Genomic DNA, 23,454 nt, shown 5'->3' on the forward strand with positions numbered 1-23,454 from the left:
AGTCGAGGAACATCCTTTGCTCCCTTGTCATCGTTGAACAATCGCGGTAACGTTGCCGCCGCAGAAAAAGGAGAAGGAAATGAACGTTAACCTGGCCGCCCTTCCTCAGGACGAGATGGACAAAGTGAATGTCGATCTCGCCGCCGCGGGGGTCGCATTCAAAGAGCGTTACAACATGCCCGTCGTGGCTGAAGTGGTAGAGCGTGAACAACCCGCGCATCTGCGCGACTGGTTCCGCGAACGTCTTATTGCGCATCGCCTCGCCTCCGTTAATCTCTCGCGCCTGCCGTACGAACCTAAAGTTAAATAAGCTTAACGTCCCGTTACACTTCCTTACGCGTTATGTGGCAGGATAAGAAAACCCTGATAAATTTAGGTGTAATCTTAAAATCCCAGCGACTTAGTGTATAAGGAAGTCACGATGTCACGATGGACTATTGCCGCAGCTCAGTATGCTCCGCGGCACAACTGTGTTGATGAGCACGTAAAACATCACCTGCACTTTATTGCCGAGGCTGCCTCGCATGGGTGCGATTTAGTCGTCTTTCCGGAGCTTTCGCTTACCGGCCCTGGCGGAACAACCTTACCCCCACCCCCTGACGATTTGCAGCTTGCCCCCCTCCTTCACGCGGCGCAGTCACGTTTCATCACGGTGATTGCCGGTATTACGCTCCAGCAACAGAAAGGACTCGCGCTTTTCACCCCTAACCTGTCGACCATCCGGCGCTATCCGCAGGGTAACGGTGCGGGTGTTATTCCTGGCAATAAACGGTTAACCATCATTGATAATCAGGCTGACGCCCCGGAACTGGACCCAGAGGCAACGCTGTTCACCAGCAGCCTGGCGGTGGGTGAGCAACGCTGGCGGCAATCCATCAGTTCGTTACAACGCTTCGCGCATAAGTACGCCATCGCGGTATTAATGGCGAACGCGCGCAGCGGTAGCGCGTTATGGGATGAAAAAGGTCAGCTGATCGTGCGTGCCGATAAGGGAGAGTTGCTGTTAACCGGTTCTTTGGGCCGACAGGGTTGGCAAGGGGATATCATTCCATTAGGCTAGGCATTTTAGGATCAGGAGCGATCAATGCTGCGCGTTATCGATACCGAAACCTGCGATTTGCAGGGTGGAATTGTGGAAGTCGCCTCTGTCGACGTGGTTGACGGAAAGATAGTCAATCCAATGAGCCACCTGGTGCGCCCGGACCGTCCCATCAGTGCGCAGGCGATGGCAATTCATCGCATTACGGAATCGATGGTGGCGGATAAGCCGTGGATTGAAGAGATCATCCCTCTTTACCACGGTAGCCAGTGGTATGTCGCCCATAACGCCAGCTTTGACCGCCGCGTGCTGCCGGAGATGCCCGGTGAATGGATTTGCACCATGAAGCTGGCGCGCCGTCTGTGGCCGGGGATCAAATACAGCAATATGGCGCTGTATAAGTCGCGCAAACTAAGCGTGCGGACGCCGGAAGGGCTGCATCATCACCGCGCCCTCTATGACTGCTACATCACCGCAGCGCTTCTGATTGATATCATGAATACTTCCGGCTGGACGCCGGACGATATGGCGACCATTACCGGCCGCCCCGCCCTACTGACCACCTTCACGTTCGGTAAATATCGTGGAAAACCGGTATCGGAAGTGGCGGACAACGATCCGGGCTATCTGCGCTGGCTGTACAACAACCTCGACAGAATGAGCCCGGAACTGCGCCTGACGCTGAAGCATTATTTAGGCGAAGCCTGAGTTCCCGCGCGGCCTGGCAGCGTATCCTGCGCCAGGCCAATCAAAAAGGCGTACTCCAGCGCCACCCCTTCATAGGATTTAAATCGCCCTGATTTCCCTCCGTGCCCCGAGTCCATATCGGTACACAGCAGCAGCAGATTATCGTCAGTTTTTAGCTCACGCAGCTTCGCCACCCATTTCGCGGGCTCCCAGTACTGCACCTGGGAATCGTGCAGGCCGGTGGTCACCAGCATATGCGGATAGGCTTTCGCCTCGACGTTATCGTACGGGCTGTACTCTTTCATGTAGCGGTAATAGGTTTCATCCTGCGGGTTCCCCCACTCCTCAAACTCCCCGGTGGTCAGCGGAATGGTTTCGTCCAGCATGGTCGTCACCACGTCCACAAACGGCACCTGAGCGATAACGCCTTTAAACAGTTCAGGCCGCTGGTTTACCACGGCTCCCATTAACATGCCTCCGGCGCTGCCCCCCATGCCAAAGCAGAGTTGCGGATCGCCATAACCCTGCGCGATCAGCGCATCGCAGACATCAAGGTAGTCATTGAAGGTATTTTTCTTTTTGAGAAATTTTCCGTCTTCATACCAGTGCTGACCCAGCTCGCCGCCGCCGCGAATATGGGCAATCGCATAAACAAAACCGCGGTCGAGCAGGCTCAGCCTGCTGCTGCTGAAATCGGCGTCCATGCTGGATCCGTAGGAGCCGTAACCGTAGATGAGGATGGGGTTTTTACCTTTGTTGAAGTGATCCTTGTGGTAGACGAGAGACACGGGGACTTCAACGCCGTCGCGCGCGGTCACCCACAGGTGTTCACTGCGATAATTTTCCGACTCAAATCCCCGGACCTCAGCCTGTTTAATCACCTGACGCTGCCCGGTGTCCATATCCAGCTCAAACAACGTGTCCGGGGTAGTCATTGACGAATAGCCGTACCGCAGGCGGGACGATTCCGGTTCCGGGTTAAAGCCGATCCACGTCACGTAAGCCGGGTCATCGAACGCAATGCCCACCACTTCGCGGGTTTTGCGGTTGATTTGGCGGATACTGGTCAGTCCGCGCTGACGCTCTTCCACCACCAGCCAGTCGGTAAACAGGGTGAACCCCTCCAGCATCACCTGATCGCGCGCAGGAATTAACACTTCCCACTTCCGTTCATCGCGCACTTTGGTTTTATAAAGGCCAAAGTTTTTGCCCTCGCGGTTCGAACGCAGGTAAAAGCTGTGCTGGAAGTGATCCAGACTGTACTCATGATCTTTACGGCGCGGCAGGAAGCACAGCGGCTGGGCATCCGGCAGTTCGGCATCCAGCAGCAGCACCTCAGAGGTGGTGGCGCTGGCAAGGAAGATAATCACGTAGTGGCGAGACGAGGTTTTATGCAGACTGACGTAGAACGTCTCGTCTTTTTCTTCATACACAAGCTCATCGTCGGCGGAATCGGTCCCCACCGTATGACGCCAGACCTGATAAGGCAGCAGCGTTGAGGTATGCTTTTTAACGTAGTAGACCGTTTCTGAATCGTTACCCCAGACGAAATCGGGGGAGACATTATCCAGCATTTCGGGATACCAGTTTCCCGTTTCAAGATTGCGGAAACGCAAACCGTACTGGCGGCGGGAGAGGTAATCCTCAGCCAGCGCCATAATGGCGTTATCGGGGGAAATGGACATGCCGCCCAGCGTATAAAACTCACTGTGGGCAGCACGTTTGTTAGCATCCAGCAGGATCTCCCATTCGTCCCACTCGGCGCTCAGCACAGACTGGCGCTGGTAGATGGGATATTCGTTTCCCGGCTCATAAATATGGCGATAGCGATAACCGTTTTTGCACCACGGGGCAGAGACATCACGCTGGGGGATACGCTGTACCATTTCGTTCAGGAGCTGATCCTGAAGCGCCTGCTGGCTGGCCATGACCTGGCGGCCATAGTCGTTTTCCTCGTGCAGATAGTCGAGCACCTCTGACCGGGAACGAGAATCGTCCCGCAGCCAGTAGTAGTTATCGATACGCGTATCGCCATGCGTGGTGATCGCATAAGGAGTACGTCGGGCTTTTGGAGGCATGGCATTCTTACTTTTTCGTTTTACATCCTATAAGGTTGGCAAAACACGCGTATGATGCAAGCGAAACATGGCCTTCTAGCCCGCGAGGGTCTGCTTCTGCTGCTGAATATCCTGCTCAATTCCCTCACGAACGTCCTGTGGGATCTTCAGCGCATCACCCAGGGCGTTCAGGTAGCTGCGCTCCATAAAGTGATCGATATCGATGGCAGCACAGCTCAGAAAATAGAGTTCCAGCGCCTCTTCTTCGTTTTTCACGCTTTGCGCCAGACGCTGCGGATCGAGCGGCTGTTCGATGGCCTGCGCCACCAGCGCCCTACCCTGCTCCTCAACGCCCGCTTCCCGCATCTGCTGTTCAATTGCGGCACGTTCACTGGCATCAATATGCCCGTCGCTCTTGGCTGCAAAGACCAGGGCGAGGATCAGACGCTCGGTGCGTAAATCTAACGGCGAAACCTGCTTCCCGTACTGCGGTTCATCCTGATGCGCGTTGCGCACCTTGTCTTTGTATTTGTTCCATAAGACGGAGCCTGCAATAGCCCCTCCGCCCGCCAGCAGCGCGCCGGTACCGTATTTGGTAAGCAGTTTCCGCGATGATTTATTGGCAACCAGCAAACCGGCCAGCCCGCCGAGCGCACCCGGCACAAGCAGCTTGCTCAGACCCTGCTCGCCGGACGACGAGCCTTTTTGTCCCAACAGGGATTGCAGTTGATTCATCCAGCCTGACATATTTTTCCTCACGTAACAGTGCGTAACCTTCACAGCCTAAGCGAGCGGGTGTCAGGAAATGTCTGTCAGTGCTAAAGAAGCGCAAATTTCCCCCGTGTCCGGTTATCCCCATACAAGACAGACGCAAACGTTTTCGTTTATACTGCCCGCATCTTTTTCAGGGGGATTTTTATGACTCGTTTAGGAACCGCGCTGCGTCCTGCCGCGACGCGCGTTATGCTGTTGGGATCGGGTGAACTGGGTAAAGAAGTGGCCATTGAATGCCAGCGTTTGGGTGTGGAAGTGATTGCGGTGGACCGTTATGCGAATGCGCCCGCCATGCACGTCGCGCATCGCTCGCACGTCATCGATATGCTTGACGGTAATGCCCTGCGGGCGTTAATTGCCGACGAAAAACCGGATTTCGTGGTACCTGAAATTGAGGCCATTGCCACTGAGATGTTGGTTGCCCTTGAACAGGAAGGCCAGCGCGTGGTGCCCTGTGCCACAGCGGCAAAACTGACCATGAACCGGGAAGGCATTCGTCGCCTGGCGGCAGAAGAATTACAGCTCCCGACCTCCAGCTACCGTTTTGCCGGGGATAAAGCTGCGTTTCTCCAGGCCGTAGAGGAGATTGGCTACCCGTGCATCATTAAGCCGGTAATGAGCTCCTCCGGCAAAGGGCAGAGCTTTATCCGCGACAGCAGCACGCTGGACAAAGCCTGGGACTATGCCCAGCAGGGCGGCCGTGCCGGTGCCGGGCGCGTCATCGTAGAAGGCGTGGTGAAGTTTGATTTTGAAATTACCCTGCTCACCGTCAGCGCCGTGGACGGTGTTTATTTCTGCGACCCGATTGGTCATCGCCAGGAAGACGGCGATTATCGCGAATCCTGGCAGCCGCAGCGAATGAGCGCGCTGGCGCTGGCACGCGCGCAGGAGATCGCCCGCAAAACGGTGCTGGCGCTGGGCGGCTACGGCCTGTTCGGCGTGGAATTGTTTGTTTGCGGCGACGAGGTGATCTTCAGTGAAGTCTCCCCTCGCCCGCACGATACCGGGATGGTCACGCTGATTTCGCAGGATCTCTCTGAGTTCGCGCTGCACGTACGTGCTTTCCTCGGCCTGCCGGTTGGCGGCATCCGTCAGTACGGCCCGGCAGCCTCGGCGGTGATCCTGCCGCAGCTGACCAGCCAGAATGTCACCTTTGATAACGTCGAAGGTGCGGTAGGCGCAGGCTTGCAGGTTCGACTGTTCGGCAAACCGGAGATCGACGGAAGCCGTCGTCTGGGCGTGGCATTAGCGACCGGGGAAAACGTGGACGAAGCCGTCGCGAGAGCGAAAAAAGCGGCCACTGCGGTGAAAGTGACAGGGTAAATAACTAAAGGCTGGTCAAGTAAGCGACCAGCCACATAGCATGATTAACGTTGTTTCGTTTCTATCGCTTCCATTCGTATTCCATGTCCTCGTGGGCTTCATTCGTTTTCGAGATGAAAACAAAACTACCGAGGCCTATAAAAATAACGAAGGGAATGATTATGCTCGCAATCAGTTCCCAGATTGCTGGCGGATCGTTTTGCGCCAGGAAACTGATACGATAGGCAATGAGGGATAACACGCAGAATAAAGCCGCCATCCCCGCAGGATAAAGGGGATTACTCCAGTTACACCAGGTAAGTTTTTTTGGGATAGCTGTCTTCATGGAGGAAAGCGCAGTAATACAAAATTTGTTTTTGTCTGAATAAGCTACCAGTTGCTCCCCCTGGGCATATTTTACCGCATCCGCCGCAAATGCCAGAGCCAGCCACCGATACCCGGCACTCTTTGCGCCCAGAGAGGCATCGATATCCAGCCGTTCCACCGTGAGCGCTTTTTTGTCCAGTGCCTGCATTAATGGATATTTTTCAATACGGGACAGCCCGGTATACCAGAGATTTTTCGGCGTAAGTACCGAACCCGTCTCAAGGAAGACCGCCATTTTGTCCTCTACATCGGTCACATCAGACATAGGCTGATATAAATATACCGGTTTTTCGCCCTCCTCCCGGACATAATGACTAGTCAGCAGGAATGCACATGCATTTTCCATGCTCTTTGATTCGCCGCTTTCTTCATGTAAATCAACGATAACAATCAGCCGGTTTTCAACTCTGTAATCAGATAAGTTCATCCATTGGCTAACGATCGCGTAGTCAGGGCATTCTGTGCTGTACTCAATTTTACACGTGCTGGCCGTTTCAATACCCAACCGCTCCAGAGTGCGTCTCAGTTCATCAATGCAGGATCCACTCCCTCCGCGAACCCAGACAACGGTTTCAAAAATACGGTAGTTATAGCCCTTCAATTTTTCTGCCATCGGGTCCAGTAAGCGGTAAAACATCTGTTCATTCCTGGTCTGGTCGAAGCGATCTTCCAGCTGAATGTTAACCGGCGTTTTCGGTGCCAGCGGAAATTCGCCTTCCAGTTTCAACATATTCAGCGCGGGTTGCTCCAGGGGGGTTATTGAAGACCATGCTGCGATAGCCATATTTTTCCGCGCATACGCCTTTAAATTAATCTCCTGCTCTTTTGCTATGAATTTTCGGGTTTCAGCATAATGAATGTTGGCGTCATGAAATATGAAACTTGTAAAAACTAATAACGACACAACACAGATGGGCAGAATAACTGAAGGCACAAAAAAGAGAGCCGTAACGTGTTCCTGTTCAGGCCAGGTTAGAGCCCGGATCGCGAGGCCCATTGCGACGGCTATCACATAGAGGAAAACAATCATGACGACTGGCACAGTGGAATCCGGGTCTGGCTGTTTTTTGTATAACCACCACGCGCGCATTACGAAGCTCCCGCCACAGGTAAGGTACTTTTGATTTCACATCCACACGCCGCGCGACAGCCATCTACCACAACCCCACGGCCATGCATGGTCCAGGTTGGGTGACATTCAGTGATTGGGAACGTCCCTTTATGGAGCGGACACTGCGCAAGATCATCTTTCAAGGCCACGGGCTGACCCATAAAGTCTGCCCCAGAGGCCTTAGTGACTTTTCCTCCGCTTATCAGCGGATCGTTTAACCTAATGACGCCTTTCATCACTTTATCTCCCTATTTTCCCGCATCCATGTTGCATTGCATATGATCCCAGCCGGTATAGCCCTTCACGTCGGGTACGCTGTCGGGTAAATCTTGCCAGTTAGCCTTAAATTGCTGCGTGCTGTGCTTAAGCCCCTGCTTAGTCATATAGACCATTCCCCAGGCCCAGCCAGGGAAACGGGGGTCCAGCGTATCGCTTACTTTATTTCCCATTCCGTCATCCACGGTATAGGCAATCCCCGGCCCACCGGGCAGAATGCGCGGGTCTTCAAATGGCTTTGATGACATATACAACCGGTGTTTGGTCAGTAAAAAGCCCTGATCGTTGACGACGGTGAAAGATATGACATCATCATAATAAGGAGCGTTACTTCCATCAGGTTCATTGCTCCCTGGTGACATAGATGCACCACCTCTTTCCCACGTTTTCCCATAGTCTTTTGATACTGAAAAACCACCAGTAACATTTCCCCACCACGGAATAGCAAGATAGTGCTCTGAAGGATGCACGAATTTTTTGGTGAAGATTCGATAAAACTGACTGGCAATTTGTGAATGGATACCTTTCTTAGTATCGCTAAACCAGAGTTCACCTTCGCAATCCCAGCCTTTCAGTTCGAGATAACGATGATCATCGAACCGGTAAACAACCTGTGTCGGCGGTTCTTTCGCCTGGCATTCGGTTGCCAGCACAACGGACGTAGCTGCGAGAACGGTACATAATCCTTTCATCAGTTATCGCCCCGCATCCATATCACAGCGCATATGATCCCAGCCGGTGTACCCCTTCACTTCGGGTACGCTGTCGGGTAAATCTTGCCAGTTAGCCTTAAATTGCTGTGTGCTGTGCTTAAGCCCCTGCTTAGTCATATAGACCATTCCCCAGGCCCAGCCAGGGAAACGGGGGTCCAGCGTATCGCTTACTTTATTTCCCATTCCGTCATCCACGGTATAGGTAATCCCCGGCCCACCGGGCAGAATGCGCGGGTCTTCAAATGGCTTTGATGACATATACAGCCGGTGTTTGGTCAGTAAAAAGCCCTGATCGTTGACGACGGTGAAAGAAATAATATCCTCATACGGCGCGTAGTCATCACCATTGGGTTCATTATGATTTGGTGAAAACGCTACAGAGCGCCACGTTTTCCCATAGTCCTTAGATACTATGAATCCACTCACTCCCCATCCCGTCAGTGCAATATATCGCTCTGATGGATGAATAAATTTACGGGTAAAGAGTCGATAAAACTGACTAACGGGTTCGGTGTGAATGCCTCGCTTAGTATCCGTGTACCAGAGTTCGCCTTCACAATCCCACCCTTTCAGTTCGAGATAACGATGATCATCGAATCGATAAACTACCTGCGTCGGCGGTTCTTTCGCCAGGCATCCGGTCACAAGCAAAATAGCAAAGGTCGTCAGGCCGATAAAAAATATTTTCATGCTCTATCCTTAAGCAAGTTGACTATCACTCATGGGCTTTGGCATATCCCATTGCAAATTTGCCACATCCTGATTTCTGATGGACAGTTCGCGAGACGGCATGGCTGGCGAGGCATTATTAAAGTGGTTTTCCACACCGTACTCCCCTTTTGGAAGCACCTCATCAGGCTTATTCATAAACCATTTCGTACGCTGTTCATCTAGTATTCCGGTACGGTAATATTCTTTAGCGGCAGGATAACCGTTCTGCGGATCGCGCCAGTCCGCACGATGTAACAACCCTTCCCAAAATTTCCCTGCCTGATAATCGAATGATTTGCACTGCCCAATAGCCAAATCAAACGCCATAGCGTGCGATGGCACAAATTCGCTCATCACAATAGAGGAGTGCTGGCTGTAGCCCACCGGGTCAATTTTCTGCCATTCCGCTTGCAGTTCTTCCGGTGTTTTCTTCCAGGTAAGTGTGACTAACTGAAAATCTCGCGAACCTGACACCTCACCATAAATAACTTCATGCTTGCGTTCAAAACTCTCTTCTTTAAGCTCTGAAGCAGATAAAACGTGACCAGGCTGCCAGCCAATATTTTGATAGCGGTTCACAGCAAAGGTTGTCGTAACTGTGCGCTTAATGGCGCTGGCTTTGGCGGAATAGGAAATGTAGGCGTCCGGGCTGTCCGGATCGACATAATAGGTATACGGTTTATCACTGGTTTTAGGATCGTTATCCGGGTGATTATCCTCCCCCTGAAGTTTGAAAATAAAAGGTTCCGGTAACTCCTCACCATTTATCACCACATCGCGAGCGCTGTAACTGGCGTTCGTGAGAAAGGCATATTTTGCATCCCCCTCATTTCGCGGCGGTAACTCAAAGGGGTTAGCATCAGGGATGTTTCCTACTTCACCATGCTGGTAAAACACGCGCTGAAACAGATTCGGTATATCACTGGCAATATTCTGAGGAATGCCCCGCCAGCCAACCCCCTGCACATTCTCCAGCGACACGACGCCATCATTCGGGCAAAAGTAGTTATACACTTTACCGTCGTTGCTTCGGCAATATCTGTCATCCGTTCGTAGCGGATTATCGGAAGGTTTACGCAGGGTACAGGAGGCCTCCAGGGCCAGCAATTCGCTCTCGGCCATTTTCCCGCCACCTTTCCATTGCGTATGCATCAGGCGACAGAAATTTTTAAATGTCTGCTGTCTGGCATCGTCGGTCTGTTGATAACCCGGCTGAATATTTTCAGCCACGCGCGACTCAAGAGAATACGGTGAGTGATTAAGAATCACACAGTTTACCGGAGCATACCCGGCCTGTTTCACCAGCATATTTGCCAGCATAGTAATAATCGTGCCCTGACTATGGGCCACAATGTTAATCACATCTTTCGCCGTAATCGGCTCACTTCGAACCTGAATAATCAAATCCGCCAGCCGTTGAGCGGCAAAAAACTGGTAAATGCGGTGCGGTTTTTCATAAATGGGATGGGTAAAATCGCCATCATTGAAGTGCAGCGAGGCAAATCCCGCAGCGGCAACGCCGAAGCCACCGGCGCCGGGTCCCAGCATATCCGGGATCGTCGTCGTTGCGTTGGCAAAGGTCCCGCCCCCCTTGGCAAAACTCGTATCAAGTGCATTTTTAAAGTTATCGTTCTGGTACTGAAACGGCCCTTTCCCGTCATTACCCAGCGACTTTTTATTCGTCTCGTTATCTTCCTGGTACGCATCATAGGGCAGATGCGCTTTGTCACTCAGCTTCCCGACTTCCTCCCGGTAGCGCTTCTGGTCCGCCCGGTAGTCAGCATGCGTAACCGGTTTATATCCCCAGTAAAACGGGATGATGGGGGAACGCCCGGGAGTGATAATTCTGTAGTCTTTCCATTCGTGGGCGTAAAAATCCTGCCGGTTGAGTCGCTTACCCAGCCCGACAAGTATTCCTTTCTCCTGATTCTGGTAAGCTTCACCCACGTCGTTCACGCCATGGACGAGGATCACAATGCCGGGCATCGGACGCGGTATCCCGACGTTGCGCGTCTGGGCGACTTCGCCCAGGGTTTTGTGTACCGGAATATCGCCTTCTGATACCACCCGTGGAGCGTAGGGTTTTGTCTTCGCCTCCGTCATTCCATTATCTCCATTTTATAGCTGTCGAGGTCGTCAGCATCGAGCAGTGGTGAACGACCGCAGCTGTCCGTCACGCCTTCCACCACCTGTCCGGATGCACTGGTCAGCCTGAATTTTTTGTTTGCCAGAATTTGCTCCGGATCATCGCCGGCGTGCAGTTTGTAGCGAAGTTTAAAGGCGCCTTTCTCAAAGGATGGCGTCGGTACCGACACACTTTCCGGACCGTCGTATTTCAGGCTCGGCGCTTTGAGCTCAATGCCCGTCGGCGAGAAAATCGTGACCAGTCCGGTCGGGCTGATCCGGATCCCGCCGCCCCCGCAGACAAACTGCATTCCCTTTCTGGCACTGCCGTTCATTTTCCCGGCGGTGCTCGTCAGCGTGAAATCCTGCTGCGACAGCATGTGCATTTCGCCCCGCTGCGCCTGCGTCGTAATATCCCCCGCACCGGCAATCATCTGGATGCCGAGTTTGCGGGTAAACAGCGACAGTTTTTCCCCTACGGCCAGCGAGAATTTTTTCACCACATTCACGCTGGCATTCCCGCCCGCTGTGGCAATCAGGTCTTTCCCGGCTGACAATTGCAGGCTGTCCGGCGTAACCTGCGCAATTCCACTTTTTCCATATGCCAAAATACCGGGCTCCGCGAGATGACTCAGCGTCTGGCTGAGCGCATTTTGCCGATCGGTTTCCACATTACTCGCACCTGCCGTAAGCGCACTTTGTTGTAGGGTCATCGCCAGCGATAATGCCTTTTCGAGTTGTGCAATAGCCGCTGTCATATCCAGTTGCTTACCCCCCGCGCGGGGCTGTGCTTCCGTGGTGATCATCACGCCTTTGGCAGCACGCAGCGCCATCCAGTCGTCGGTGCGAGCCTCCACACCTTCCCCGCGCTTTTTGCCCTCAGCATCAACCAGGTGGCCCACACTCACTTGCCCTTTGCCGTACTCGGTAGAGATTTTGATGTGTTCCTGCCCGCGACGATCTTCAAGACGGATCTTGTTCAACGCGGCCGTGCGGATCACGTTTCGGGTATCGTTACGGTTTGTGACTAAATCCGGGTGGCTGCCGTCGTGCATGACATGGGCGATAAAAGGTCTGTCCGGGTCGCCGCCTTCAAAACCGACGGCAACTTCAGTCCCCTCCAGCAACGGAAAGTGAATACCAAAAGTGTCACCGGCGTACGGCCTGCCGAGGCGTACCAGGGCGCTTTCAAATCCGACCCGTTTTTCATCAAGGTCAAAATCGAACTTAACCCGGTAGCGTCCAACCGCATCAATTCCGGCATAGGTTTTATCTCCCCCGATAGCCATCACTCTGGCGGGCACCGTTCCGGCTATCACCGGCCGGGATATGTATTCAGGACGGAAGCTATAGCCGTGGATATAGGGGATCCCAGAAAGTACGGCGCGATAGTGTTCAGCACGGCTGCCGCGGATAGTCATCGCATTTATCACAAACCCGGACTTAAACCCGTCAGGTACAGGCCCTGCAGGATAAAACATAATGCCTGGCTGAAGCTCGGGATCGCTGGTTGTCGCCCCCAGAACACTCTGTCCGTTCAACAGGCGTTCATAACGCAGACGGGCGTAAAATGCGGCGGTTTCCGCCTCTTCACCGTGAAAATCCCCCGCAGCAAGATAGTGATCGGCATAGTGATAGTGTTGGCCTGTCGTTACACCTTCGGGAATATCGCTCGTTTTAACGGTCTTATCCGTCTGCGGCGATTGCGGGTCACGGTAGTTATAGGTGCGAACCAACACATTTTTTGGGATCAGGCCGTGCTGCTCCTCCAGATCGGTGATGTATTCGTTATAACTGGTCATGCCTGAATGTCGGACATAAGGCATCTGTTTGTCGCTGAAGTTGTAACGACGCGCAGAATCCCCAAAAATAACGACGGTTTCCGTTTTCACTTTGTTGTGATTCTCAAAACGGAACCAGATCCCTATCTCTGCTAGCAGCCGACGGATGAACCGCAAATCGGTTTCTTTCCACTGAACGATCATTTCCCGTCGTGGATAACTGTGGCTCAGTTGGTCAAAATCAATGTTGTAGCCGTCAAAGTGACCACTGTCCTTCATCAGCTTTGTAACGAGCTCCGGGACTGTCATGTTCATGTAAACCGCAGAACGGTAATTTTGATCCAGCAGCGCCAGCTCATGCTCCAGCACGCATTCATACAGTGCTTCGTCACCTGAAGACATCAGCCGGGAAAATTGGGTGATCGTGCCATTAATCTGGCGAACCGGCAGCCAGGAGGTTTGCCCATGCCATGAGGCTTCCAGATTGGGTGCACGCAGAATAAACTCAGCCCTTTGATTAAGAACAGCATTAATGGCAATGTTTTGATCCGGACTGGTAAAGCGAATGGTATAGCGATAAGGCTCGCTTAATATCTCTTTTCCTGTAAAAGAATGAACATCAGAAATAACATTTTTGCTACGCGGGAAATACAATAAGTATCTGTTTAACGTGTCCCGCCGTTGAGCCACCTCAGATTCCCCTGACATTATTATCTATCCTTTTAACAAACGTTCCGTTTATTAAAAACAATACACCTATCGTTCTCCTATTAAAATACCCAACCTCAAGTTGAATTGACTCAAAGGAAGTAACATTATTCACAAAATAAATAAAAAGAGCCCAGACAATCTCATCACAGATAAATTAAGAATGAATTATTCATCAAGTATATAAGTGAGGGATTATTTAATAATGAAGAATGATACGCCTGGGGGTTAGGGATATTAAAAATGTTTGTGGGAAGAAGAAGAAGAACTTATACATGCTGGTCACATAAAGTGACCAGCATCAGGCCAGAGGGCCTGCTTTATGCATTGAGCATTTGTTACTGTTTCGCGCCTTCTACCGCTTCGCGAGCCAGTTTAGTAATGCGATCCCAGTCGCCTGCTTCCAGCGCATCCGCCGGAACCAGCCAGGAGCCACCGATGCACAGCACGCTTTTCAGCGCCAGGTAGTCGCGGTAGTTGGCCGGAGAGATGCCACCCGTTGGGCAGAAACGCACCTGGGAGAATGGGCCTGCAATCGCCTGCAACGCTTTGGTGCCGCCGTTCGCTTCAGCCGGGAAGAATTTAAACTCTTTCAGGCCGTAGTCCATGCCCAGCATCAGTTCAGAAACGGTGCTGATACCCGGGATCAGCGGAATAGTACCTTCGGTTGCGGCTTTCAGCAGCGGCTCGGTCAGGCCCGGGCTGATGGCAAACTGTGCGCCCGCTTCGGTCACTTCCGCCAGCTGCTGCGCATTCAGAACCGTACCAGCACCGATGATCGCTTCCGGCACTTCTTTGGCGATAGCGCGAATCGCATCCATCGCACAGGCAGTACGCAGGGTCACTTCCAGAACACGAACGCCACCCGCAACCAGCGCCTTCGCCATTGGGACAGCGTGCTCCAGTTTGTTTACCACAATAACCGGCACGACAGGGCCAGTAGTCAGGATTGCTTCTGCACTTGTTTTCCAGTTTTTCATCAGAGTTTTCTCTCGCCAGATCGTTAAAATCAAGTCGTCTTAAAACGTAATACAGGTTGCGCCCTGCTCCGCACCGGAGAGTTTCTCACGCAACGCACCAAACATTTCGCGTCCGGTACCCACGCGGGATGCGCTCAGGTCAGGAATATATGGCTGACGCGCCGTCAGCTCTGCTTCGTCCACCAGCAGGGTTAACTCGCCTGTCTGACCGTTAACGCGGATCATGTCTCCATCATGGACTTTCGCCAGCAGGCCGCCGTCGTAGGCTTCCGGGGTGACATGAATCGCTGAAGGCACTTTACCGGATGCCCCCGAGAGGCGTCCATCGGTCACCAGCGCAATTTTGAAACGGCGGTCCAATAATACACCAAGCGGCGGCATAAGTTTATGTAATTCTGGCATCCCGTTCGCTTTTGGTCCCTGATGACGCACCACGACTACGCAGTCTTTATCAAGCAGACCCGCGTCGAAGGCAGGTAAAACGTCGTGCTGGCTTTCAAACACCACCGCCGGGGCTTCGATAACCTGATTCTCTTCCGGCACGGCAGAAGTTTTCATTACGGCACGCCCAAGGTTACCGCTCAGCACTTTGGTGCCGCCGTGAGGAGAGAACGGCTGTTCGAAGGTCGCGATAACCTGAGGATCGAGCGAGTTGCTCGCCCCCTCGCGCCAGTCCAGCTCACCGTTGTTCAGCCACGGCTCAAGGGTATAGCGATGCAGGCCAAAGCCCGCCACCGTGTTAACATCCTCATGCAGCAGGCCGCCTTTCAGCAGCTCGCGCATCAGCACCGGCACGCCGCCCGCGGCCTGGAAGTGGTTAATGTCCGCCGGACCGTTCGGGTACAGACGCGCCATCAGCGGTACCACGGAGGAGATCTCGGAGAAGTCATCCCAGTTGATCAGAATGCCCGCCGCGCGCGCCATCGCGACAAGGTGCATGGTATGGTTGGTTGAACCGCCGGTCGCCAGCAGGGCGACAATCCCGTTGACGATGACTTTTTCATCCACCATTTTGCCCATTGGCATCCACTCGTTGCCGTTACCGGTCAGACGCGTCACCTGACGGGCTGCGGCTTCGGTCAGCGCTTTACGCAGTGGCGCATCCGGCTGGATGAACGACGAGCCCGGTAGCTGCATCCCCATAAACTCCACCACCATCTGGTTGGTGTTGGCCGTACCGTAGAACGTACAGGTGCCCGGCGCGTGATAGGACGCGGCTTCCGCTTCCAGCAGCGCCTGACGGTCCGCTTTTCCTTCGGCATACAGCTGGCGGATACGGACTTTTTCCTTGTTTGGCAGACCGCTTGCCATCGGGCCTGACGGCACAAAAATCGCTGGCAGATGGCCAAACGACAGCGCGGCCATCACCAGCCCCGGGACGATTTTGTCGCATACGCCCAGGTAGAGCGCGCCATCAAACATATTGTGAGAAAGGCCCACTGCCGCCGACATGGCGATCACTTCGCGGCTCAACAGAGACAGCTCCATACCGTCCTGTCCCTGAGTCACGCCATCACACATGGCCGGCACGCCGCCTGCAACCTGGCCCACCGCGTTCACGCTGTGCAGCGCATTGCGGATGATAGACGGGTAAACCTCATACGGCTGGTGGGCTGAAAGCATGTCGTTATAGGAGGTAATGATGGCGATATTGTTACGCAGCATGCTTTTCAGCGCGTCTTTATCACCAGGCTGGCAGGCGGCAAAGCCGTGGGCCAGATTCCCGCAGGCCAGCTGTGAGCGATGGACCGTTTCACTCTTCGCCTGTTCGATGCGGGCAAGGTAGGCAGCACGGGTCTCTTTCGAGCGTTCAACGATGCGTTGTGTTACGCGTAACAATGTCGGATTCATAAAAGCTCCTCTAATTTATCTGTCCAGGCTCGGGAGTTTACACAGTTTCTGACGGTTGTTAACAACGCTGAAACGCCTGATATCCGGAGCACAGGGGCAAAATGTCTGAAGGGAGTGTAATAAAAAAAGCTCCGCGGGTGAATCCACGCGGAGCTTAAAAGATTAAAAATTATGCCACTTGCTGTGTTAGATCATGTTACCGGTAAAATAACACCTTTGGGCTAGAGATGGGGGTTATTCAAACTCGTTCCAGGAGCGGCCATCACGGGTGATCATCGCAACGGAGGCGACAGGTCCCCATGTTCCCGCCTGATACGGTTTTGGCGCGTCCTGGTCGGCTGCCCACGCTTCGGTGATTGAGTCCACCCACTTCCACGCCTCTTCCACTTCATCGCGGCGGACGAACAGCGCCTGGATACCACGCATGGTTTCCAGCAGCAGACGCTCGTAAGCATCGGCCAGATGCGTCTGGTTGAAAGTTTCAGAGTAACTCAGGTCGAGCTTGGTGGTTTGCAGGTTGTGTTTGTGATCAAGACCCGGCACTTTGTTCAGGATCTGAATATCCACACCCTCATCCGGTTGCAGACGAATAGTCAGTTTGTTCTGCGGCAGTTCCTGCCAGGATTCTTTGAACAGGTTCAGTTCCGGATTTTTGAAGTAGACCACCACTTCGGAGCATTTTGCCGGCAGACGTTTCCCGGTACGCAGGTAGAACGGCACGCCGGCCCAGCGCCAGTCGTCGATATCCACGCGGATCGCCACAAACGTTTCGGTGTTGCTGGACTTGTTCGCGCCCTCTTCTTCCAGATAGCCAGGGACTTTTTTCCCCTGGGCAAAACCTGCGGTGTACTGGCCGCGCACGGTTTTCTCACGCACGTTGGAGCGGTCAATACGGCGCAGTGATTTCAGCACTTTCACTTTGGCGTCACGAATGCTGTCGGCCGTCAGATCTGACGGTGGAGACATGGCAATCATGCACAGAATTTGCAGCAGGTGGTTCTGGATCATGTCACGCATCTGGCCGGCCTGGTCGAAGTAGCCCCAGCGGCCTTCAATGCCCACCTCTTCCGCCACGGTAATTTCCACGTGGTCGATAGTGCGGTTGTCCCAGTTGTTCACAAACAAGGAGTTGGCAAAACGCAGCGCCAGCAGGTTCAGAACCGTCTCTTTACCCAGATAGTGGTCAATACGGTAAACCTGACACTCCTCAAAGAACTCGCCCACCTGGTCGTTGATTTCACGCGAGGTTGCCAGCGACGTACCCAGCGGCTTCTCCATCACCACGCGCGCCGGTTTGGCGTTCAGCTTCGCTTCGCCCAGACCTTTGCAGATGGCGCCGAAGGTGCTTGGCGGCATGGCGAAATAGTTAATGGTGACGCGATTTTCCTGGTCCAGCATTTCACCCAGACGGGTAAAGGCGCTTACATCGTTGACGTCCAGATTGCAGAAATCGAGACGCCCGCTCAGCTTATCCCAAAGGCTTTCATCGATTTTCTCTTTCATGAAGGTTTCGAGCGCCTCGCGCACGACTTTGGTATAAGCCTCCTTATCCCAGTCGGCGCGCCCTACCCCAAGGATTCGGGTATCGGGATGGATCTGGCCCGCTTTTTCGAGCTGATACAGGGAAGGCAGCAATTTTCGGCGTGCAAGATCGCCTTTCGCGCCGAAAATGACCAGGTCACATGCCTGGGCTGTTTGCGTTACCGCCATGTCATTCTCCTCAGTTAGATCTCCTGGTACTCTGCCAGGTATCGTTGTAATTTTATTACAATGCACTGTACTGCTTTTACGCGTTTCCTGAAACCATTAGCGCTTAACGTCACGTGCGATACGGTGATTTTTCGTCGCGCGGGCCATTACGCCCGTCTGGTGACGCAACAAACGTCGATTCTTTGCGCAACAGGGTCAGAGCAAAACCCGACGTCGATCAAGTAATGAAAAAAAACAACAACATTTCTTGTCGACGATTACCCTTTCGGGTGTCCCGGGGGTAATATCGGCTAAATCGAATCTAGGTTTCATCTCTATGAAATCGTTTATGCCCTCATGAGCGTCTTGTTAACAATGAACATGCTGGAAAAAATCCAGTTTCAACTGGAACACCTTAGCAAATCCGAGCGCAAAGTGGCCGAAGTTATTCTCGCCGCGCCCGCTCAGGCGATTCATTCAAGCATCGCCGCTCTGGCACAGGAATCGGGCGTCAGCGAACCGACGGTCAATCGATTCTGTCGTAGTCTGGACACCCGCGGCTTTCCTGATTTTAAACTGCATCTGGCACAAAGTCTGGCAAACGGTACCCCGTATGTTAATCGCAATGTAGATGAAGACGACAGCGTTGATGCTTACACCGCAAAAATATTTGAATCGGCAATGGCCACGCTCGACCATGTTCGCCAGTCTCTGGACATGAGTTCAGTGAATCGCGCGGTCGATCTTCTTACGCAGGCCAAACGGATTGCCTTCTTTGGCCTTGGCTCGTCCGCCGCCGTGGCGCATGACGCCATGAATAAGTTCTTTCGCTTTAACGTGCCGGTGATTTACTCCGATGACATTGTGCTGCAACGCATGAGCTGTATGAATTGTAGCGAAGATGATGTCGTGGTACTCATTTCCCATACGGGCCGCACCAAGAGCCAGGTGGAGCTGGCGCAACTCGCGCGTGACAACGATGCGATGGTCATCGCCCTGACGACGGCAGGTACGCCGTTGGCCCGGGAAGCAACGCTCGCCATTACCCTGGACGTACCGGAAGACACCGACATGTACATGCCGATGGTCTCCCGCCTGGCGCAGCTGACGGTCATCGACGTGCTGGCGACCGGTTTTACCTTACGCCGGGGCGCAAAATTCCGGGATAACTTGAAGCGGGTCAAGGAAGCCCTGAAAGAATCGCGTTTTGATAAAGAATTGCTTATAAAGAGCGATGTTCCCTAATAACGACGATGTACGATTTACGGCATTCGGTCCCCTCGCTACTGCCTTGCGATAGATGAAGGCCGATTCTATGTTCACGCAACACCAAAGTTGTTTCAGTCAACGGAGTATTACATGTCCAGAAGGCTTCGCAGAACCAAGATCGTCACCACCCTAGGCCCGGCCACCGACCGCGATAATAACCTCGAGAAGATTATCGCCGCGGGTGCCAACGTGGTGCGCATGAACTTCTCTCACGGTACGCCAGAAGACCATAAATTACGTGCCGACAAAGTGCGTGAAATCGCAGCTAAACTGGGCCGCCATGTTGCTATCCTCGGTGACCTGCAAGGTCCAAAAATCCGCGTATCGACCTTTAAAGAAGGCAAAGTCTTCCTCAACATCGGCGATAAATTCCTGCTGGATGCCAACCTGAGCAAAGGCGAAGGCGATAAGGAAAAAGTGGGTATCGACTACAAAGGTCTGCCTGCTGACGTTGTGCCTGGCGACATCCTGCTGCTGGACGACGGACGCGTACAGCTGAAAGTGCTGGAAGTTCAGGGTATGAAGGTGTTCACCGAAGTGACCGTCGGCGGTCCGCTCTCCAACAACAAAGGCATCAACAAACTCGGCGGTGGCCTGTCTGCCGAAGCGCTGACCGATAAAGACAAAGCGGATATCGTGACCGCAGCGCAGATCGGCGTGGATTATCTGGCCGTCTCCTTCCCCCGCTGCGGCGAAGATCTGAACTATGCTCGCCGTCTGGCGCGTGATGCAGGCTGCGATGCGAAAATTGTTGCGAAAGTGGAACGCGCTGAAGCGGTCTGCGATCAGGACGCGATGGACGACGTGATCCTGGCGTCTGACGTGGTGATGGTTGCCCGTGGTGATCTGGGCGTGGAAATTGGCGACCCTGAACTGGTCGGTATCCAGAAAGCGCTGATCCGTCGCGCGCGTCAGCTGAACCGCGCGGTGATCACCGCCACCCAGATGATGGAATCCATGATCACCAACCCAATGCCAACCCGTGCGGAAGTCATGGACGTGGCGAACGCCGTGCTGGATGGTACTGACGCGGTGATGCTGTCAGCAGAAACCGCTGCGGGTCAGTATCCGGCGGAAACCGTGGCCGCCATGGCGCGCGTCTGCCTGGGTGCGGAGAAGATCCCAAGCATTAACGTCTCCAAGCACCGCCTGGATATCCAGTTCGACAATGTGGAAGAAGCGATTGCGATGTCCGCGATGTACGCAGCCAACCACCTGAAAGGGGTCACGGCGATCATCACCATGACCGAATCTGGCCGTACCGCGCTAATGACGTCTCGCATCAGCTCCGGTCTGCCGATCTTCGCCATGTCCCGTCACGAGCGTACGCTGAACCTGACGGCGCTGTATCGCGGCGTGACGCCAGTCTACTTCGACAGCACCAACGATGGCGTGGCCGCCGCGCACGATGCTGTGAACCTGCTGCGCGACAAAGGTTATCTGGTATCCGGTGATATCGTTATCGTGACGCAGGGTGACGTGATGAGCACCATCGGCTCAACCAATACCACCCGCGTACTGACCGTAGAGTAAGCTCCGATCCCCTCTCCCCTAAGGGGAGAGGGGTGAAGGTTTCCTATTTCTTCGGGAAAAGCTCTTTACGCTTGTACGGCTCTGTTTCGCCAGGTTTACGCGTTTTGAGCAACTTCAGGATCCACGTATATTGCTCCTTATGTGGCCCCACCAGCACTTCCACCTCTTCATTCATGCGGCGTGCAATGGTGCGATCGTCCGCGGTCTGCAGATCGTCCATCGGCGGACGTACCTCAATGCTCAGGCGATGCGTTTTACCGTCATAAACCGGGAACAGCGGGATCACGCGGGCGCGGCAGACTTTCATCAGGCGACCAATCGCGGGTAGCGTAGCTTTATAGGTCGCGAAGAAATCGACAAACTCGCTGTGCTCAGGACCGTGATCCTGATCGGGCAGATAGTAGCCCCAATAGCCCTGACGTACGGACTGAATGAAAGGCTTAATGCCATCGTTACGGGCGTGCAGGCGTCCGCCAAAGCGACGGCGCACGGTATTCCAGACGAAATCGTAGATTTTGTTTCCCTGATTATGGAACATCGCCGCCATTTTCTGGCCCTGCGATGCCATTAACATTGCCGGAATGTCGACCCCCCAACCGTGCGGCACCAGGAAAATCACTTTTTCATCATTGCGACGCATCTCGTCGATGATTTCCAGCCCTTTCCAGTCAACGCGGTCGACGATCTTTTCCGGCCCTTTCAGCGCCAGTTCCGCCATCATCGCCATGGCCTGTGGCGCGGTGGTATACATGTCATCAATGATTGCTTCGCGTTCGACGTCGGTTTTATCCGGGAAGCAGTACAGAAGGTTTATTTGCGCCCGGCGGCGTGCGCTTTTACCTAAGCGCCCTGCCAGGCGCCCCACATTGCCGAGCACCGGATCGCGGAGGGAAGCAGGTAGCAACGCCATGCCAGCAAACACGTATACGCCAAGCCAGGCGCCCCAGTTACGCGGGTGGCGAAAGGATTTTTCAAACTCGGGAATGTACTCAATATTGTTTTTTTTGGTTTCCATGCGGGTTCCAGGGTCTGGTGACGCAAAAATATATTCAGATAGTGTAGCGAGGCAGCCGTCCGCGTACAAAAGAAAAAGCCGGCGCACACTGACGCCGGCTTATTTTTGAGGGTGTTAGCTTAGTCGAAGCGCAGCTGTGGCATCACCTCTTTCACCTGCGCCAGGTAATCTTTGCGATCTTTCCCGGTCAGCCCTTCTGTGCGCGGCAGTTTCGCCGTCAGCGGGTTAACCGCCTGCTGGTTGATCCACACTTCGTAGTGCAGGTGCGGGCCCGTCGACCGGCCGGTGTTACCAGACAGCGCGATGCGATCGCCACGTTTCACCTTCTGGCCCGGTTTGACCAGCAGTTTACGCAGGTGCATGTAGCGGGTGGTGTACGTGCGACCGTGACGAATAGCAACGTAATAGCCAGCAGCACCGCTGCGTTTCGCCATGACCACTTCACCATCCCCTACCGCCAGCACTGGCGTGCCCTGCGGCATGGCGAAGTCAACGCCACGGTGCGGCGCTACGCGACCCGTTACCGGGTTCAGACGACGCGGGTTAAAGTTGGAGGAGACACGGAACTGTTTCGCCGTTGGGAAACGCAGGAAGCCTTTTGCCAGGCCCGTACCGCTGCGGTCATAGAACTTACCGTCTTCCGCGCGAATGGCGTAGTAGTCTTTGCCGTCTGAACGCAGACGAACACCCACAAGCTGGCTCTGCTCGCGCTTACCGTCCAGCATTTCGCGGGACATCAGGACAGAGAACTGATCGCCTTTTTTCAGTTTGCGGAAATCCATCTGCCACTGCATGGCTTTGATCACCGAGCTGATTTCAGCGCTGGTCAGGCCAGCATCGCGGGCACTGGAAACAAAGCTGCCGCCGACGGTCCCTTTCATCACGCTGTTAACCCAGTCGCCCTGCTGCATTTCACTGGTCATTTTGAAACCGTTTGCGGTGCGATCGTAGGTGCGGGTTTCGCGACGGGACATCTCCCAGGTCAGACGTTGCAGATCGCCGTCGGGCGTTAAGGTCCAGGAAAGCTGCTGACCAATTTTCAGGTTACGCAGCTCTTTATCGGATGCGGCAAGCTGGCTAATGTTGCCCATGTCGATACCGTACTGGTTCAGGACGCTGCTCAGCGTATCGCCAGTAGAAACAACATATTCATGAATGCCGGTTTCATTCTGGATCTTGTCATCCAGCTCATCCTGGGGAATAGCTTCATCTTCCTGTGCGGCCTGATCGATAGGCTCGCTGGCCTCAGGCAGCAGAGAGCGGATCTCGCTCTTCTCCAGTTCGATGGTTTTAATAATAGGGGCAGAACTCGGGTGGTAAACATAGGGCCGCCAGACGGCGACCGCTAACGTGAGAACTGTAAGCGACCCCAGCATAACGCGGTGGGGTCGAGGCAGATTGTTAAATGCCAGGGCGACAGAGCGGGCTATCTGTTGCACGTATTCAC

At 53.8% G+C, this 23,454-nt stretch carries 19 protein-coding genes; 6 read left to right on the forward strand and 13 right to left on the reverse strand.

Annotated features, from left to right (window positions below; translation table 11 throughout):
* Positions 1-79: 79 nt before the first annotated feature.
* The 3 genes from HWQ15_RS21740 (at position 80) to exoX (ending at position 1,747) form a co-directional block, all read left to right on the forward strand.
* Positions 80-310 (forward strand): DNA polymerase III subunit theta, encoded by a 231-nt coding sequence (locus HWQ15_RS21740; protein ID WP_003859784.1) that lies wholly within the window; start codon positions 80-82, stop codon positions 308-310.
* A gap of 111 nt (positions 311-421) precedes the next feature.
* Positions 422-1,060 carry a nitrilase-related carbon-nitrogen hydrolase gene (locus HWQ15_RS21745; RefSeq protein WP_063148574.1) on the forward strand — a complete coding sequence of 213 codons (639 nt, stop codon included), beginning with the start codon at positions 422-424 and terminating at the stop codon, positions 1,058-1,060.
* 24 nt (positions 1,061-1,084) lie between these two features.
* The gene (gene exoX / locus HWQ15_RS21750) at positions 1,085-1,747 is read left to right on the forward strand and encodes an exodeoxyribonuclease X (RefSeq protein WP_022648468.1); all 663 of its coding nucleotides are present in this window, start codon (positions 1,085-1,087) and stop codon (positions 1,745-1,747) included.
* On the opposite strand, the gene ptrB is transcribed toward exoX, so the two are convergent.
* Together ptrB and HWQ15_RS21760 are read right to left on the reverse strand one after the other, a co-directional pair.
* Complete coding sequence (gene ptrB / locus HWQ15_RS21755) at positions 1,729-3,804, reverse strand: oligopeptidase B (RefSeq protein WP_063148573.1); 2,076 nt, start codon at positions 3,802-3,804, stop codon at positions 1,729-1,731. The genes exoX and ptrB overlap by 19 nt on opposite strands.
* A 75-nt stretch (positions 3,805-3,879) precedes the next feature.
* Complete coding sequence (locus HWQ15_RS21760) at positions 3,880-4,530, reverse strand: tellurite resistance TerB family protein (RefSeq protein WP_022648470.1); 651 nt, start codon at positions 4,528-4,530, stop codon at positions 3,880-3,882.
* A 171-nt stretch (positions 4,531-4,701) separates the two neighbouring features.
* Here HWQ15_RS21760 and purT point away from each other — a divergent pair, with 171 nt between their 5' ends.
* Entirely contained in the window at positions 4,702-5,880 is a 1,179-nt protein-coding gene (purT, locus tag HWQ15_RS21765; protein ID WP_022648471.1) for a formate-dependent phosphoribosylglycinamide formyltransferase, read from the forward strand.
* A 61-nt stretch (positions 5,881-5,941) separates the two neighbouring features.
* On the opposite strand, the gene HWQ15_RS21770 is transcribed toward purT, so the two are convergent.
* The 9 genes from HWQ15_RS21770 to zwf form a co-directional block, all read right to left on the reverse strand.
* Positions 5,942-7,336 (reverse strand): hypothetical protein, encoded by a 1,395-nt coding sequence (locus tag HWQ15_RS21770; RefSeq protein ID WP_063146313.1) that lies wholly within the window; start codon positions 7,334-7,336, stop codon positions 5,942-5,944.
* Positions 7,336-7,593, reverse strand: coding sequence for a PAAR domain-containing protein (locus HWQ15_RS21775; protein ID WP_063147810.1), 258 nt, complete (start codon positions 7,591-7,593; stop codon positions 7,336-7,338). Before HWQ15_RS21775 ends, HWQ15_RS21770 begins: the two co-directional genes overlap by 1 nt.
* 12 nt (positions 7,594-7,605) lie before the next feature.
* Positions 7,606-8,325 (reverse strand): hypothetical protein, encoded by a 720-nt coding sequence (locus tag HWQ15_RS21780; RefSeq protein ID WP_063147809.1) that lies wholly within the window; start codon positions 8,323-8,325, stop codon positions 7,606-7,608.
* Between the two features lie 3 nt (positions 8,326-8,328).
* On the reverse strand, positions 8,329-9,036 hold the full coding sequence (locus HWQ15_RS21785) for a hypothetical protein (protein WP_063147808.1): 708 nt from the start codon (positions 9,034-9,036) through the stop codon (positions 8,329-8,331).
* A gap of 9 nt (positions 9,037-9,045) precedes the next feature.
* Complete coding sequence (locus HWQ15_RS21790) at positions 9,046-11,160, reverse strand: DUF3274 domain-containing protein (RefSeq protein ID WP_155019758.1); 2,115 nt, start codon at positions 11,158-11,160, stop codon at positions 9,046-9,048.
* Positions 11,157-13,670, reverse strand: a complete 2,514-nt coding sequence (locus HWQ15_RS21795; RefSeq protein WP_063147806.1) for a type VI secretion system tip protein VgrG — start codon at positions 13,668-13,670, stop codon at positions 11,157-11,159. Before HWQ15_RS21795 ends, HWQ15_RS21790 begins: the two co-directional genes overlap by 4 nt.
* A 338-nt stretch (positions 13,671-14,008) precedes the next feature.
* Positions 14,009-14,650, reverse strand: a complete 642-nt coding sequence (kdgA, locus tag HWQ15_RS21800) for a bifunctional 4-hydroxy-2-oxoglutarate aldolase/2-dehydro-3-deoxy-phosphogluconate aldolase (RefSeq protein WP_023300441.1) — start codon at positions 14,648-14,650, stop codon at positions 14,009-14,011.
* A 39-nt stretch (positions 14,651-14,689) separates the two neighbouring features.
* Positions 14,690-16,501: a phosphogluconate dehydratase gene (gene edd / locus HWQ15_RS21805; RefSeq protein ID WP_063147805.1), complete on the reverse strand. Its 1,812-nt coding sequence runs from the start codon at positions 16,499-16,501 to the stop codon at positions 14,690-14,692.
* A gap of 234 nt (positions 16,502-16,735) precedes the next feature.
* The gene (gene zwf / locus HWQ15_RS21810; RefSeq protein ID WP_022648481.1) at positions 16,736-18,211 is read right to left on the reverse strand and encodes a glucose-6-phosphate dehydrogenase; all 1,476 of its coding nucleotides are present in this window, start codon (positions 18,209-18,211) and stop codon (positions 16,736-16,738) included.
* A 354-nt stretch (positions 18,212-18,565) separates the two neighbouring features.
* Here zwf and HWQ15_RS21815 point away from each other — a divergent pair, with 354 nt between their 5' ends.
* Both HWQ15_RS21815 and pyk read left to right on the forward strand, forming a co-directional pair.
* On the forward strand, positions 18,566-19,435 hold the full coding sequence (locus tag HWQ15_RS21815; protein WP_003859769.1) for a MurR/RpiR family transcriptional regulator: 870 nt from the start codon (positions 18,566-18,568) through the stop codon (positions 19,433-19,435).
* 114 nt (positions 19,436-19,549) lie between these two features.
* Entirely contained in the window at positions 19,550-20,992 is a 1,443-nt protein-coding gene (pyk, locus tag HWQ15_RS21820; protein ID WP_003859767.1) for a pyruvate kinase, read from the forward strand.
* Positions 20,993-21,035: 43 nt separating this feature from the next.
* On the opposite strand, the gene lpxM is transcribed toward pyk, so the two are convergent.
* The gene (gene lpxM / locus HWQ15_RS21825; protein ID WP_063148572.1) at positions 21,036-22,007 is read right to left on the reverse strand and encodes a lauroyl-Kdo(2)-lipid IV(A) myristoyltransferase; all 972 of its coding nucleotides are present in this window, start codon (positions 22,005-22,007) and stop codon (positions 21,036-21,038) included.
* Between the two features lie 119 nt (positions 22,008-22,126).
* Complete coding sequence (mepM, locus tag HWQ15_RS21830; protein ID WP_022648483.1) at positions 22,127-23,446, reverse strand: murein DD-endopeptidase MepM; 1,320 nt, start codon at positions 23,444-23,446, stop codon at positions 22,127-22,129.
* Positions 23,447-23,454 lie beyond the last annotated feature (8 nt).

It is taken from the genome of Enterobacter sp. DSM 30060 (assembly GCF_013375955.1).
Taxonomy (GTDB): domain Bacteria; phylum Pseudomonadota; class Gammaproteobacteria; order Enterobacterales; family Enterobacteriaceae; genus Enterobacter; species Enterobacter intestinihominis.